The organism is Nocardioides luteus, from assembly GCF_000960475.2.
Lineage (GTDB): Bacteria > Actinomycetota > Actinomycetes > Propionibacteriales > Nocardioidaceae > Nocardioides > Nocardioides luteus_A.
Window position 1 is genome coordinate 32,637 of the sequence record NZ_JZDQ02000047.1, and the last position, 14,033, is coordinate 46,669.

Below are 14,033 nucleotides of genomic sequence, written 5' to 3' on the forward strand. Positions count from 1 at the left end.
GTCAGTTGGATCGGCCGAGACGTCAGCGTGTGACGCCTCGGCCGACGTACGTGACGCCTCGGCGAGGAGGGTTACGCGGCGCTGGAGACGACCTCGTCGGAGATCGCGGCGGCAGCGCGGCGCAGATGGCGGGTGATACTGGCGGCGTTGAACCCGGCGGCACTGCCGGAGACGGAGACGGCGGCGATGGCGCGGCCCTCCATCATGATCGGGACCGCGGCGCAGACGATGCCGAGCTGGGCCTCCTCACGATCGAAGGCGATGCGCTCGCTGTTGGCCCGGCGGAGCTCGGCGAGGAACTTCGCCGGGTCGCCGTGCGAGTGACGGGTGCGCCTGACCAGACCGGACTCGAGCACGGCCGCGATGTGGTTGCGGTCGCTGAACGAGAGGATCGCCTTGCCGAGGGCGGAGCAGGCGGCGGGCGCTCGCCCACCGACGTACGTGTCAGGCTGGATGCCGCCGCGGCCGGCGATCTTCTCCAGGATGACGATGTCGGTGCCCTCGAGGATGGCGAGGTGGACGGTCTTGCCGGTCGCTACGTAGAGCTCGGCCAGGTGTGGCATCGCGGTCTCCCGGATGCCCTGCGGCCGGCAGATCTGCACCGCGTTGCCGAGCTCGAACAGTCGACGGCCGAGCACGTAGTGGCGCCCGGTGCGCTCCACGTACCCGCTCTGCTCGAGGTGACGCAGGAGGCGGAAGGCGGTCGACTTGGGTAGGCCCGCGGTGCGCGCGATCTCGCTGACACCGAGCTTGGGGCCGGCTCCGAGAAATGCCTCCAGGATCTGGAGGGCCTTCGTCGCAGACGGGGTCGCCGAGGAGGTCGTCCTCGGGGCGCCTTCATGGTCGTGCTGACTAGCCAGGGTGGGGATAGCAGAGACGCTCATGGGGGATCTCCTTTACTGAGACGGAGGCACACCACGATGGGGGGATCTGGTGGCACCGACTCTCTGTGACAGCAGTCACTGTAACGATCGTTCCGGAGGTTGTGGTGGAAATGTTGGATAAATCTCATTCCTGACCTGCGGAAATAGATGACACGGCATGCATTTCGATGCGTTTTCGACCGTTAGCGTCGTAGATCGACTGTAGGTCTACGGTAGTAGGTCAGTGGCTGATCTGTGTATGAAATGGCGTCGCCGTGACCAATTTCGCCAGCAGATCCGAGGTCGTGGCCGGCGGCATGTCGGCGCTGTCGAGCGCCTCGGCGAAGAGAAGTCCGTCTGCGATCACGAGCAGCAGCGCCGCCATCTCGTCGGCATGATCCCGGCCGGCCTCGCCGAGAGCACCGCGGAACCAGCCTGCGAACTCGTCGCGCGAGCGGCGGCGTACGGCAAGGAACCGGTCTCGGCCGGGAAGCGGCTCGGGCCGCTTGGGGAGCACCAGCATGAGGCCGATCCGCAGGAACGGGGGCAGCCGTCGCAGGCTGGCGACAAGCGGGGTCAGCATCAGCGGAAGCTCGGTGGCGCAGTCAGCGGCCGCAGTCGGCGGATGCCACGAGGACTGCGCGCTGCTCCAGGCGCGGTAGGAGTCGTCCACTGCGGCCGAGAACAGGTCGTCCTTGTTCGTGAAGTGCCAGTAGACCGAGGAGGCCGGTAGGCCTGCCGCGGCGCAGATCCGGCTGATCGAGGCGCCCTCGTAGCCGCTCTCCGCGGCGACCTCCAGCGCTGCTGCGACGAGCTTCTCGCGGCTGCTGCTGGCGCCCTCGTACGTCACGGGCGGCAGCTCCACGGCCTCCGGGACGGCGGCCGGGTCCAGCTTCCGGAGGCGGTCCGCGACCGCGGCCAGTCCGTCGGCGAGCCGTTGCCGGAGCGGGTCCAGGTCGGCGTACGCCTCGGTCTGGACATGGATGAAGAGACCGTCGTGCGCGGCGAGGGTCAGCCGCGCGAGGGTCTCGATGTGGGCCGGCGGAAGGTCGACCGCCTCCGACCACCACAGCGCGAAGCCGGCCAGCGTCTGGGTGCGGATCCGGAGGAAGCGCTCCCGGGGGCCGTCGCCGACCGTCGGCCCGGACTCGAGCGCGAGCATCAGGCCCATCCGCCACCAGTCGGCCTTGGCGCCGTGCGTGTCGGAGGTGGTACGCCGCAGGTTGGTCAGCAGCTCGTCGCGCAGGTCGCCGCCGGACGGAGTCGGATCCCACCGCGGGGCGATCCGGTTCCAGCGGGCGTAGCCGTGCTCGAGCGCTTCGGCGAGAAGCTGGTCCTTGCTGGAGAAGTGCCAGTAGAGCGAGGACGGGGGGAGGCCGGTCGCGCGGCGGACGAGCGCCATCGTGGTGCCGACATAGCCGCGCTCGGCGGCGAGCCGGAGCGCTGCTTCGAGGATCATCTGACGCGAGCCGTGGGTGTGCTCGCGGAGCGTCTTCTCGACCATTGCATGGAGTCTAGGCAGGTCAGGGGCACGTTGTCCGCCCGGCGTGCCACTGGGTGGCCGCCGCGATGGTGGCCGCCTCACCGCCCTCGGGGACAATGGGAGGCGATATGGCGAACCTCCTCAACCTCGAGCACGTCTCCAAGGCGTACGGCATCCGGCCCCTTCTCGACGACGTCTCCCTCGGTATCAATGCGGGTGATCGCGTCGGGATCGTCGGCCGCAACGGCGACGGGAAGACGACGCTGCTCCAGGTGATGACCGGTCTGGAGGAGCCCGACTCCGGTCGGGTCTCACGCCAGCGTGGCCTGCTGGTGGGATTCCTCCACCAAGGTGACCAGCTCATCGACACCCACACCGTCCGTGAGGCGGTCCTCGGCGGGCGATCGGACCACGAGTGGGCGGCCGTCCCCGCGCTGCGCGAGATCGTCGAGCAGCTGCTGGCCGGGATAGATCTCGACCGTTCCGTCATGGGGCTCTCCGGTGGTGAGCGTCGCCGCTGTGCCCTGGCCGAGCTGCTGCTGGGCGAGCACGACCTGATCGTGCTCGACGAGCCCACCAACCACCTCGACGTCGAGGCCGTGGCCTGGCTCGCCTCTCACCTGGCTGCGCGCTCGTCGGCGCTCGTCGTGGTCACCCACGACCGGTGGTTCCTGGACGCGGTGTGCCAGTTCACCTGGGAGGTCCACGACGGTCAGGTCGACGCCTACGAGGGTGGCTACGCCGCGTTCGTGCTGGCGAAGGCGGAGCGCCAGCGTCAGGCGGCCGCCTCCGAGGTACGCCGCCAGAACCTCGTCCGCAAGGAGCTGGCCTGGCTGCGCCGCGGTGCCCCGGCGCGTACGTCCAAGCCGAAGTTCCGCATCGACGCCGCCAACCAGCTCATCGAGGACGTACCTCCGCCCCGCGACCGTTTCGAGCTGCAGAAGTTCGCCACCCAGCGGCTCGGCAAGGACGTCATCGACGTCGAGGACGTCGACCTCTACCGCGGTGAGCGGCAGCTGCTGTCGCACGCCACCTGGCGCATCGGCCCAGGGGACCGGATCGGCATCGTCGGCGTCAACGGCGCCGGCAAGACCTCGGTGCTGTCGCTGCTGGACGGCTCGCTGCCGCCGGCGGTGGGCAAGGTACGCCACGGCCGCACGATCGCTCTCCAGCATCTGACCCAGCAGCTCGACGACCTCGATCCCGACGCGCGGGTGCTGCCGACGGTGGAGTCGATCAAGCGCGTCACCAAGACGACCGACGGCCAGGAGCTCTCCGCGACCTCGATGCTCGAGCGCTTCGGCTTCACCGGCGACAAGCTGGTCACCCGCATCGGCGATCTCTCCGGTGGCGAGCGCCGCCGCTTCCAGCTGCTGCGGCTGCTCCTGACCGAGCCGAACGTACTGCTCCTCGACGAGCCCACCAACGATCTCGACATCGAGACGCTCAACGTGCTCGAGGACTTCCTCGACGCCTGGCCCGGCACCCTGATCGTGGTCTCCCACGACCGCTACTTCCTCGAGCGCGTCACCGACTCCATCTGGGCGCTCCTCGGTGACGGCCAGATCTCCATGCTCCCGCGCGGCGTCGACGAGTATCTCGAGCGTCGCCTCCCGATCCCCGCCGAGACGTCGGCCCCGCAGGCCGAGGCGTCACCCGCGTCGGGCGAGGCGGCACCGGCCGGCCCGGCGAAGGCCAAGGCCGGCTCCGCCGAGGAGCGGGCGGCGAAGAAGGTCATCGCCAGGATCGACAAGCAGCTCGAGCGGATCGGCGAGCAACAGCAGAAGCTCGAGCTCGCGATGGCCGAGTCGGTCAACGACTACGCCCGCCTTGCCGACCTCAGCGCCGAGCTGGATCAGCTCGCTGCGGAGAAGGACGAGCTCGAGCTGGAGTGGCTCGAGGCGGCCGAGGTGCTCGAGTAGCTGGTTCCCGAGCCGGGGGCACTCGGCTCTGAGCTGGTCAGGACGAGAACGGGACCAACAGCCGGCGCAGCAGGTCGGTCAGTTGGCTCTGCTGATCGCCGGAGAGGCCGTCGAGGAACTCGCGCTCGGCGGCGAGCAGTGCTTCGAAGGCGCTGTCGACGGTCGCCTTGCCGTCGGGGGTGAGCCGGACGAGGACACCTCGGCGGTCCGCCGGGTCGGGGAGACGCTCGACCAGGCCGCGCGAGGCGAGCCGGTCGACGCGGTTGGTCATGGTGCCGCTGGTCACCAGGGTCTCGCGCAGGAGGCGGCCGGGGGAGAGCTCGTAGGGGTCGCCCGCGCGTCGCAGCGCGGCGAGCACGTCGAACTCCCAGGACTCGATCCCGGATCCCGAGAACGCGTCGCGCCGAGCGAGGTCGAGGTGACGCGAGAGGCGGGAGAGTCGCGAGAAGATCTCGACGGGGCCCAGGTCCAGGTCGGGCCGCTCGTGTGCCCAAGCCTCGCTCAGGTCGTCGACTTCATCTCGCATGACGTGAGCGTAGCCCAAGTTCGCCTCATCGAGAATCTTGACATCGAGACAAGTCGGGAGGACGATCGGAATATCTTGACATCAAGAGAAATCGAGAGGACGTACGCCATGACCGCATGGGATCCCGAGCGCTATCTGACCTACTCCGACGAGCGCGGCCGACCGTTCGTCGATCTCCTTCGCCGGGTCGATGCGGATCGGCCGAGGACCGTGGTCGACCTGGGCTGCGGGCCGGGCAACCTGACCGCACTCGCTGCCGGCCGCTGGCCGGAGGCCCGGGTCATCGGCCTGGACTCCAGTGCGCCGATGATCGACAAGGCGCGTGCGAGCATCGACGGCGTCGACTTCGCGGTGGCCGATCTTCGCGACTGGGCCGACTCGGCGGCGCCGGGGTCCGTCGACGTACTCCTCTCCAATGCCACCCTCCAGTGGGTTCCCGGTCACCTGGATCTGCTGCCGACCCTGGCTCGTGCGGTGAGCGACGACGGCTGGTTCGCCTTCCAGGTTCCGGGCAACTTCGACGAGCCCAGCCACCGGCTCCGCGAGGAGCTGGCGGCTGAGGAGCCGTACGCCGCGCACACCCGCCACCTCGAGGCTCCCGGGTCGCATGACCCGGCCGACTACTACGACGTGCTGGTGGGAGAGGGGTTCGCGGTCGACGCCTGGGAGACGACGTACCTCCACGTGCTGACCGGTGAGGACCCGGTCTTCACCTGGATCTCCGGGACGAGCCTGCGCCCCACCGCTGCCGCGCTGGAGAAGGCCGGGCTCTTCGAGCCGTTCGCCGAGGAGCTCAAGAACCGTCTGGCACGGGCCTATCCCGTACGAAACGATTCGGTAGGGAACAGTTTCGTCCTGCTCCCGTTCCGCCGAGTCTTCGTCGTCGCCCACAGGCTGGGGGCGTGATGCGCATCCACCACGTACAGGTCGGTATGCGCGCCGACCACGAGGACGAGGCCCGGACCTTCTATGCCGACGGGCTCGGGCTGAGCGAGGTGCCGAAGCCGGCAGAGCTGGCCAAGCGCGGCGGCGCCTGGTTCCGTTCGCCAGGCGGTGCGGAGATCCATCTCGGTGTCGAGGATCCGCATCGACCCCAGGCCAAGGCTCATCCCGCTCTGGCGGTCGAGACCGAGGCAGACCTGGAGGCCACGGGGGCACGGCTCACGCGGCTCGGCTTCGACGTGGATTGGAGCCAGCGTCACAACGCCGACGGGTTCCAGCGCTTCCATGTCCGGGATCCGTTCGGGAACCGCGTCGAGATCGTGTGGCCAACCGCCGACTAGCACGAACCTCTGGTCCATGTAGGCGAAAACGGGAATCAAGCAAAAAAGAACCGTAACGCCAACTGGTCTGGACCGTTGTCCCCCGGGGGATACAACAACGATGCCAGGAACGATGCCAGAAACGATGGAAGGCAAGACTTTGACTGACGACGTGACCGTCCCCCAGCCTCGGGACGCGGAGACGACGAGCGTGGTCAATCGGGTCCGCCGGGCTCAGGGCCAGCTCGGTGGAGTGCTCCGCATGATCGAAGACGGCCGGGAGCTCGCCGATGTGGTCGGCCAGCTCAAGGCAGTGACTCGCGCCCTCGACAAGGCAGCTTTCGCTCTGCTCTCCAACGAGCTGCGCCGCGCGCACGCCGAAGGAGACCGCCCGGAGCAGATCGAGGAGCTCGAGAAGGTCTTCCTCTCCCTCTCCTGATCTCGGGCCAGGAGAGGGGAGGAGGTTACCCTCGGGTAACCTGACTGCCATGAGCCAGCTCTATGACCTCTGGAAGTCCTTCAACCGCGTTCCGGTTGTCGGCAAGCGAGCATTCTCGGTCGCGTTCGCGAAGAAGGCGCCCTACTTCGGGTCCATCCACCCGCTGGTCAACCAGCTGCGGCCCAACTATGCCGAGGTCATCGTGCCCAACCGCAGGGGCAACCACAACCACATCGGGACCGTTCACGCCATCGCACTGTGCAACGGTCTCGAGATGGCCATGGGTGCCCTTGCGGAGGTCACCATCCCGCGTGACAAGCGCTGGATCCCCAAGGGGATGACCGTCTCCTACACCGCCAAGGCCTCCACCGACATCACCTGCATCGCGGAGACCGACCAGGAGCAGTGGGACACCGCCGACGGCGACCTCGCGGTGCGCGTCAAGGGCATCCGTGAGGACGGCACCGTGGCCATCGAGGGCCAGATCAACCTCTGGGTGACCCCGAAGAAGAAGTAAGAGGCTGTACGCAACGGCCCGCTGCCTCATTGAGGCAGCGGGCCGCTGTCGTCTAGCCGTGTTGCCTAAAGGCCGCTGCCCATGGTGCCGCCAGTGGCATTGCCCTTCTGGACGAGCTCGGCCTCGGCTGCGACCGGGTCGACGGCGCCTGCCCGACCGACCGGTGCCGCGGTGTGTCCGACCCGTCGCGTACGGGCCTCGACGAAGTTCGCCACGAGCCCGAGGATCGTGTTGAGCGCGATGTAGATCAGCGCCACGACGATCGCGGCCGGGATCAGGTTGTCGAAGTTGCCGTCGATCTTGGGGATCTGGTTGAGCAGCTCGCTGTAGGCGAGGATGAAGCCGAGCGCGGTGTCCTTGAGCAGCACCACGAGCTGGGCGATGATCGCCGGCAGCATCGAGCGCACAGCCTGCGGCAGCAGGATCGTACGCATCACCTGCCCGGGCGAGAGCCCGATCGCGACGCCGGCCTCGGCCTGGCCCTTCGGCAGGGCGCCGACGCCTGCTCGGATGACCTCGGCGAGCACCGAGCCGTTGTAGAGCATCAGCCCGAGGACCACTGCCCAGAAGACGTTGGTCTCGAGCCCGAGGGGCTGCTGCATGAAGTAGATGAACATCATCAGCAGCAGCATCGGGATCGACCGGAAGAACTCCACGACCACGGCGCTGGGGATGCTGATGAACCGGCTCTGCGAGAGGCGGCCGACCGCGAAGACGAACCCGAAGGCCAGAGCGAGCACCGCCCCGACCGCGAAGGCGCTCAGCGTGCCCTTGAGACCGGGAATCAGGAAGTTCTCCCAGGTCTCGGACTTCAAGAACGGCGTCCACTTGTCGGCTTCCCACTGACCGGTCGCATCGAACTTCGAGTAGACGATCCAGGCGACCCAGGCCAGAACCGCGAGGGCGATAGCCGAGTAGACCCAGTTGAGCGCCTTGCCGCGCGGGCCGGGGGCGTCGTACAGAACTGAGGCACTCATGCCGCCACCTCCGTAGCGCAGGCGCAACCATACGGACGCGGCGGCCTGATGTCTGTTGTCGCTCGCTGACGCTCGCTCATTATCGGATCACCGCGAATCGCTTGGCGGCCCAGCCGGCGATGAAGCCGATGGGCAGGGTCAGGATCATGAAGCCGACCGCGAAGATGATGAAGATCAGCAGGATCTGGTCGGAGTTGCGCTCCATCAGCGACTTCATCTGCCCCGACGCCTCGTTGACCATCGTGGCGGTCGTGACCCCGATGGTGACGGCGACGGTCGTGTTCTTGGTCATCGCGATCAGCACGCTGGCGAGCGGGTTGATCACCGACCGCAACGCCTGGGGCAGCACGACCAGACGAAGGTTCTGGGTGAAGGTCAGCCCGATCGCGCGCGCCGCCTCTGCCTGCCCGAGCGGCACCGTGTTGATGCCCGCGCGCAGCACTTCACACACGAAGGTCGAGGTGTAGACGCTGAGCGCGAGGACTGCCAGCCAGAAGTTGTTCCGGTAGAGCAGGTCCTTGTCGAAGCTGAAGCCGAGCTGGTAGCTCAGTCCGAAGAGCGTGAAGAACATGACCAGGGTCAGCGGAGTGTTGCGGAACGTGTAGACGACGGCGGCGCCGATCCAGCGCAGCACAGGCACCGGTGAGACGCGGAACGTCGCGAGCACCACGCCGAGCAGCAGCGAGAAGATCCCGCTGAAGACGGCGAGTCTCAAGGTCAGCCCGAACGAGGTCAGGATGGCTGACCCGCTCTCGGAGATGAGGTCCATGGGTCCTTCCAAATTTCTTGCGCCGGACGTGCCGACGGGGCAGGGGAGCGGACTCCCCCGCCCCGCGGATGTCTCAGTAGCGGTCGACCGTCGGCGGCTCCGGCAGCTCGTAGCCGGAGTCGCCCAGGTTGTCGTTGAACGCCTTCTCCCAGGCGCCGTCCTCGAAGGACTTCTCGATCAGGTCGTTGATCTTGTCGCGGTCCTTGCTGCCCTTGGGCAGACCCACGCCGTAGTTCTCCTCGGAGAACGGCTTGCCGACGATCTTGAACTTGCCCGGGTCCTGCTGGGCGAAGCCCGCCAGGATGATGTTGTCGGTGGTCATCGCGTCGAGCTGACCGTTCTCGATCGCGCCGACGCACTTGCTGTAGGTGTCGAACTCCTGCAGCTGGACGCCCTTGGAGTACTCGTCCTTGACCTTCTGGGCCGAGGTCGAGCCGGTCACCGAGCAGAGCTTCTTGCCGTCGAGCGACTCGGGGCCGGTGATGTCGGTGTTGTCCGCGGCGACCAGGAGGTCCTGGCCGGCGACGTAGTAAGGACCGGCGAAGTCGACCTCGGCCTTGCGCTCGTCGGTGATCGAGTACGTCGCCAGGATCATGTCGACGGTGCCGTCCTTGAGGAAGGTCTCGCGGTTCGCGGAGACGGCCTCGACCCACTGGATCTGGTCCTCGTCGTAGCCGAGACCCTTGGCGATGTACTCCGCCATGTCGACGTCGAAGCCGGAGTAGCTGCCGTCGGACTCCTTGAAGCCGAGGCCGGGCTGGTCGAACTTGATGCCGATCTTGATCTTGTCGCCGCCGGCGTCAGAGCCGGAGTCGTCGCTGCCGCAGGCGGCGAGGGAGCCGGCGAGCGCGAGGGCGCCCACGAGCGCGGCGATCTTCTGGAACTTCATCGAATCCACCTTCTGGGATATGAGTGTTGGTGCGTTGCAGGGTTCGCGAGCTCAGGGCTCACCCGAGACGTACGTTCAGTGTTTGAGGATCTTGCCGAGGAAGTCCTTGGCGCGCTCGGACTGCGGGTTGTCGAAGAACTCGCTCGGCGTGTTGGACTCGACGATCTGTCCGTCGGCCATGAAGACGACGCGGTCGGCGGCGACACGGGCGAAGCCCATCTCGTGGGTGACCACGATCATGGTCATGCCCTCCTTGGCGAGGCTGACCATGACGTCGAGCACCTCCTTGACCATCTCCGGGTCGAGAGCGGAGGTGGGCTCGTCGAAGAGCATCACCTGCGGCTTCATCGCCAGCGCCCGGGCGATCGCGACGCGCTGCTGCTGGCCACCGGAGAGCTGGGCGGGGTACTTCGCCGCCTGGGCGCCGACGCCGACGCGGTCGAGCAGCTTCTTCGCCTCGGCCTCCGCCTCCGCCTTCTTCAGCTTGCGGACCTTCATCGGGCCCAGCGTGACGTTCTGCAGGATCGTCTTGTGGGCGAAGAGGTTGAAGCTCTGGAAGACCATCCCGACCTCGGCGCGCAGCTTGGCGAGGCCCTTGCCCTCGGCGGGCAGCTCCTTGCCGTCGAGCGTGATCGTCCCGGAGTCGATCGTCTCCAGCCGGTTGATCGTGCGGCAGAGGGTCGACTTCCCCGAACCCGAGGGTCCGATCACCACGACGACCTCGCCACGCTTGATCTCCAGGTTGATGTCCTGGAGCACGTGCAGGTCGCCGTAGTGCTTGTCGACATGGTCGAGCACCACCAGGGCGTCTCCCGAAGGTGCGCTGGTGGGATCTGTGTCAAGCACGGTCATGTCGCAGACCTAACCACATCCTGCATTGCACATCCATGACTTGGTCCTCGCTATCGGTTACAAGCGGATAACTGGCCGGGATTTCCTGCCGTTGGACCCGGGCGCCGTACCCTTGAGGACGCTATGACCGTGTCCACCGCCTCGAGCTCCGCATCGGCCCGTACGTACGAGGTCCGCACCTACGGCTGCCAGATGAACGTCCACGACTCCGAGCGCCTCTCCGGGCTGCTCGAGGATGCGGGCTATCTCAAGGCGAGCGAGGGCGAGCAGGCCGACGTGGTCGTCTTCAACACCTGCGCGGTCCGGGAGAACGCCGACAACAAGCTCTACGGCAACCTCTCCCACCTGGCCCCGATCAAGGAGGCCAACCCGGACCTCCAGATCGCCGTCGGTGGCTGCCTCGCGCAGAAGGACCGGGCGACGATCACCGAGAAGGCGCCGTACGTCGACGTGGTGTTCGGTACGCACAACATCGGCTCGCTCCCGGTGCTGCTCGAGCGCGCCCGGGTGCAGGAGGAGGCCCAGGTCGAGATCCTGGAGTCCCTCGAGGTCTTCCCGTCGACGCTGCCGACCAGGCGTGAGTCGGCCTACGCGGCCTGGGTGTCGGTGAGCGTCGGCTGCAACAACACCTGCACGTTCTGCATCGTCCCCTCGCTCCGCGGCAAGGAGAAGGACCGGCGACCGGGCGAGATCCTCGCCGAGATCGAGGCGCTGGTCGCCGAGGGCGTCACCGAGGTGACCCTGCTGGGCCAGAACGTCAACGCCTACGGCGTCGAGTTCGGCGACCGCCAGGCGTTCTCGAAGCTGCTGCGCGCCTGTGGCGAGATCGAGGGCCTCGAGCGCGTCCGGTTCACGAGCCCGCACCCGGCGGAGTTCACCGACGACGTCATCGAGGCGATGGCCGAGACGCCCAACGTGATGCCCTCGCTGCACATGCCGCTGCAGTCCGGCTCCGACCGCGTCCTCAAGGCGATGCGGCGCTCCTACCGGTCCACCAAGTTCCTCGGCATCATCGAGCGCGTCCGGGCGGCGATCCCGCACGCGGCGATCACCACCGACATCATCGTCGGCTTCCCGGGGGAGACCGAGGAGGACTTCCAGGCCACCCTCGACGTGGTCCGTGAGTCGCGGTTCGCCAGTGCCTTCACCTTCCAGTACTCCAAGCGTCCCGGCACCCCCGCGGCCGACCTCCCCGACCAGATCTCGCCCGAGGTGGTCAAGGACCGCTACGGCCGCCTCGTCGACCTCGTCAACGAGATCGCCTTCGAGGAGAACAAGAAGAACGTCGGCCGTACGCTCGAGCTGATGGTCGCCGAGGGCGAGGGCCGCAAGGACGCAGAGACCCACCGCCTCTCCGGCCGCGCGCCCGACAACCGGCTGGTGCACTTCAGCTCAGCCGGTGCCGAGGGCGTACGTCCCGGCGACATGGTGAAGGTCGAGATCACTCGCGCGGCTCCTCACTATCTGATCGCCGACAACCCGGTGCTCGAGGTGCGTCGCACCCGTTCGGGCGACGCCTGGGAGGCGCGCCAGGGCCGGACCGAGCCCGAGACGCGTTCGGTGGGACTGGGCATGCCGGCTGTCGGGGTGCCCGCGCCGCTGCCCGCTGCGCCAGCCTGCGGCTGATCGTTCGGCGTGCTGTTACTCGAACAGCAAATTCTCCGTAACTCCGTTCCCCCGAGGGTATTTCTGTCCTAGCCTGAGGCAACTCGTCTCAGGAAGGGAAACCCCATGTCGATTCCCAAGCTGGCCGGCAGAGCAGCGGCGCTGGGCGCGCTCGGAGTGCTCGTGGCATCCGGGCTCGTGGCCGCGGTGCCCGCGTCCGCGGTGCAGGCCGCCGGAGAAGGCGGCGCCTGCTTCGACCCGGACGAGGTCGGCGCGGCCCGTGTGACCGAAGGGGCCAAGCAGGTCCGCGACACGAACCATCTGACCGCGAAGCAGGCCGAGGCCAGGGAGAAGGCTCTCGGCAGCGCGCTGGCGGCGAAGGGGAAGCAGCCCGGCGGCGCAAACCTCGGCTCGACGAGCATCCCGACCTACATCCACGTCATCCAGGAGGACGCCACCACCGGCGTCATCCCGCAGGCGAACATCGACGCCCAGATCGACGTGCTCAACGCGGCGTACGCGGGCACGCCGTTCACCTTCGAGGTGGCCGGCCAGGACACCACGATCAACCCGGCCTGGTACCCGATCATCTCCGGCTCGACCGGCGAGCGGAACATGAAGGCGGCCCTGCGCCAGGGCGGCGACAACGCCCTCAACATCTACCTCGGCCAGATCGACGACAGCCTGCTCGGCTGGGCGACCTTCCCGACCAAGAACATCGGGTCGCAGGACGGTGTGGTCATCCTCGGTGACTCGCTGCCCGGCGGTTCGGCGGTGCCGTACGACGAGGGCGACACGGCCACGCACGAGGTCGGCCACTGGCTGAACCTCTACCACACCTTCCAGGGCGGCTGCCGCGGCAAGGGCGACCAGGTCGCCGACACCCCGGCCGAGGCGGCGCCCGCCTTCGGCTGCCCGGAGGGCTCCGACACCTGCACGGCTCCGGGCCTCGACCCGATCCACAACTTCATGGACTACACCGAGGACGCGTGCATGGACGAGTTCACGCCGGGCCAGGTGCAGCGCATGATCGACGGGTGGGTCGCGTACCGCGCCTGATCGGACCTGGTCTGATCTGAGAAAGGCACCGAGCGCCGGGTCCCTCGCGGGACCCGGCGCTCGATCTGTGTGATCAGCGGAGCTGGATCAGTACTGCGACTGACTCTGCTCGCCGCCGAAGCCGCCCTCGCTCGAGCCCTCGGACTGCTCGCCGTAGGAGGAGCCGCCCTCGCTCTGGCCACCCTCGGAGCCGTAGGGGGAGCCCTCGGACTGCTCGCCGCCACCGTAGGAGGAGCCCTCACCGGACTCCTCGCCGCCGCCGAAGCCACCCTCGGTCGAGCCCTCGGACTGCTCGCCGTAGGAGGAGCCGCCCTCGCTCTGGCCACCCTCGGAGCCGTAGGAGGAGCCCTCGGACTGCTCACCGCCACCGTAGGAGCTGCCCTCGTCGGACTGCTCGCCGTAGGAGGAGCCGCCCTCGCTCTGGCCACCCTCGGAGCCGTAGGAGGAACCCTCCGACTGCTGCTCGCCGCCGCCGAAGCCGCCCTCGCTCTGGCCGCCCTCCTGGCCGCCGAAGCCGCCCTCGTTGGACTCGGAGCCGTAGGAGGAGCCCTCGTTGGACTCCTGGCCGCCGAAGCCGCCCTCCTGGCCGTAGTTCTGCTGCTCGTCGCTGTTGCCGTAGTTCTCAGACATATTGGTCCACACTTCCGAGTAGTTGTGATTGGACCGGATTCGGAACATGCATCGCACGTCCGCCCCCCGGCTGCCCCAATTGGTGGGACACGAGTATCAGACGGTCTAGACCGTTCCATGTGACGGCACTTGTGGCAACAGGTTCGTAACAGTGTTTCGAAAATCTGTGTGTAAAAAGTCAGCCGGGTGTAACGGGCCGTCAACGCGAGGCGGGGAGCAACCCGGTCTGGGTTGCTCCCC

The 14,033-nt window shown here is 67.6% G+C and carries 15 protein-coding genes; 7 read left to right on the forward strand and 8 right to left on the reverse strand.

Annotated features, from left to right (window positions below):
* Positions 1–71: 71 nt before the first annotated feature.
* Both UG56_RS24795 and UG56_RS24800 read right to left on the reverse strand, forming a co-directional pair.
* A complete protein-coding gene (locus tag UG56_RS24795) occupies positions 72–884 on the reverse strand; it encodes an IclR family transcriptional regulator (RefSeq protein WP_045546733.1) in 813 nt (270 codons plus the stop codon).
* Positions 885–1,104: 220 nt separating this feature from the next.
* Positions 1,105–2,367 carry a TetR/AcrR family transcriptional regulator gene (locus UG56_RS24800; protein ID WP_052693060.1) on the reverse strand — a complete coding sequence of 421 codons (1,263 nt, stop codon included), beginning with the start codon at positions 2,365–2,367 and terminating at the stop codon, positions 1,105–1,107.
* Between the two features lie 107 nt (positions 2,368–2,474).
* On the opposite strand from UG56_RS24800, the gene UG56_RS24805 reads away from it, so the two are divergent.
* Positions 2,475–4,268: an ABC-F family ATP-binding cassette domain-containing protein gene (locus UG56_RS24805; protein WP_045546734.1), complete on the forward strand. Its 1,794-nt coding sequence runs from the start codon at positions 2,475–2,477 to the stop codon at positions 4,266–4,268.
* A gap of 37 nt (positions 4,269–4,305) precedes the next feature.
* On the opposite strand, the gene UG56_RS24810 is transcribed toward UG56_RS24805, so the two are convergent.
* On the reverse strand, positions 4,306–4,794 hold the full coding sequence (locus UG56_RS24810) for a MarR family winged helix-turn-helix transcriptional regulator (RefSeq protein ID WP_045546820.1): 489 nt from the start codon (positions 4,792–4,794) through the stop codon (positions 4,306–4,308).
* Positions 4,795–4,902: 108 nt separating this feature from the next.
* Here UG56_RS24810 and UG56_RS24815 point away from each other — a divergent pair, with 108 nt between their 5' ends.
* The 4 genes from UG56_RS24815 to UG56_RS24830 all read left to right on the forward strand — a co-directional run bounded on the left by UG56_RS24815 (position 4,903) and on the right by UG56_RS24830 (position 7,012).
* Entirely contained in the window at positions 4,903–5,700 is a 798-nt protein-coding gene (locus UG56_RS24815; RefSeq protein WP_045546735.1) for a methyltransferase domain-containing protein, read from the forward strand.
* Positions 5,700–6,077, forward strand: a complete 378-nt coding sequence (locus UG56_RS24820) for a VOC family protein (protein ID WP_045546736.1) — start codon at positions 5,700–5,702, stop codon at positions 6,075–6,077. Before UG56_RS24815 ends, UG56_RS24820 begins: the two co-directional genes overlap by 1 nt.
* Before the next feature lie 151 nt (positions 6,078–6,228).
* Positions 6,229–6,495 (forward strand): metal-sensitive transcriptional regulator, encoded by a 267-nt coding sequence (locus UG56_RS24825; protein ID WP_045546737.1) that lies wholly within the window; start codon positions 6,229–6,231, stop codon positions 6,493–6,495.
* 49 nt (positions 6,496–6,544) lie between these two features.
* Positions 6,545–7,012, forward strand: coding sequence for a hotdog fold domain-containing protein (locus UG56_RS24830; RefSeq protein ID WP_045546738.1), 468 nt, complete (start codon positions 6,545–6,547; stop codon positions 7,010–7,012).
* 65 nt (positions 7,013–7,077) lie between these two features.
* On the opposite strand, the gene UG56_RS24835 is transcribed toward UG56_RS24830, so the two are convergent.
* From UG56_RS24835 to UG56_RS24850, 4 genes are all read right to left on the reverse strand, one after another.
* A complete protein-coding gene (locus UG56_RS24835) occupies positions 7,078–7,989 on the reverse strand; it encodes an amino acid ABC transporter permease (protein ID WP_045546739.1) in 912 nt (303 codons plus the stop codon).
* A 79-nt stretch (positions 7,990–8,068) separates the two neighbouring features.
* Positions 8,069–8,758, reverse strand: coding sequence for an amino acid ABC transporter permease (locus UG56_RS24840; protein WP_045546740.1), 690 nt, complete (start codon positions 8,756–8,758; stop codon positions 8,069–8,071).
* Positions 8,759–8,831: 73 nt separating this feature from the next.
* Positions 8,832–9,647 carry a glutamate ABC transporter substrate-binding protein gene (locus UG56_RS24845; RefSeq protein WP_045546741.1) on the reverse strand — a complete coding sequence of 272 codons (816 nt, stop codon included), beginning with the start codon at positions 9,645–9,647 and terminating at the stop codon, positions 8,832–8,834.
* Positions 9,648–9,722: 75 nt separating this feature from the next.
* Positions 9,723–10,499: an amino acid ABC transporter ATP-binding protein gene (locus tag UG56_RS24850; protein WP_071327313.1), complete on the reverse strand. Its 777-nt coding sequence runs from the start codon at positions 10,497–10,499 to the stop codon at positions 9,723–9,725.
* Between the two features lie 123 nt (positions 10,500–10,622).
* On the opposite strand from UG56_RS24850, the gene miaB reads away from it, so the two are divergent.
* Both miaB and UG56_RS24860 read left to right on the forward strand, forming a co-directional pair.
* On the forward strand, positions 10,623–12,125 hold the full coding sequence (miaB, locus tag UG56_RS24855) for a tRNA (N6-isopentenyl adenosine(37)-C2)-methylthiotransferase MiaB (RefSeq protein ID WP_045546742.1): 1,503 nt from the start codon (positions 10,623–10,625) through the stop codon (positions 12,123–12,125).
* A gap of 105 nt (positions 12,126–12,230) precedes the next feature.
* Entirely contained in the window at positions 12,231–13,163 is a 933-nt protein-coding gene (locus tag UG56_RS24860) for a zinc metalloprotease (RefSeq protein ID WP_045546743.1), read from the forward strand.
* A gap of 87 nt (positions 13,164–13,250) precedes the next feature.
* Here UG56_RS24860 and UG56_RS24865 read toward each other — a convergent pair whose 3' ends face one another.
* Entirely contained in the window at positions 13,251–13,793 is a 543-nt protein-coding gene (locus UG56_RS24865) for a hypothetical protein (protein WP_071327314.1), read from the reverse strand.
* Between the last annotated feature and the right edge of the window lie 240 nt (positions 13,794–14,033).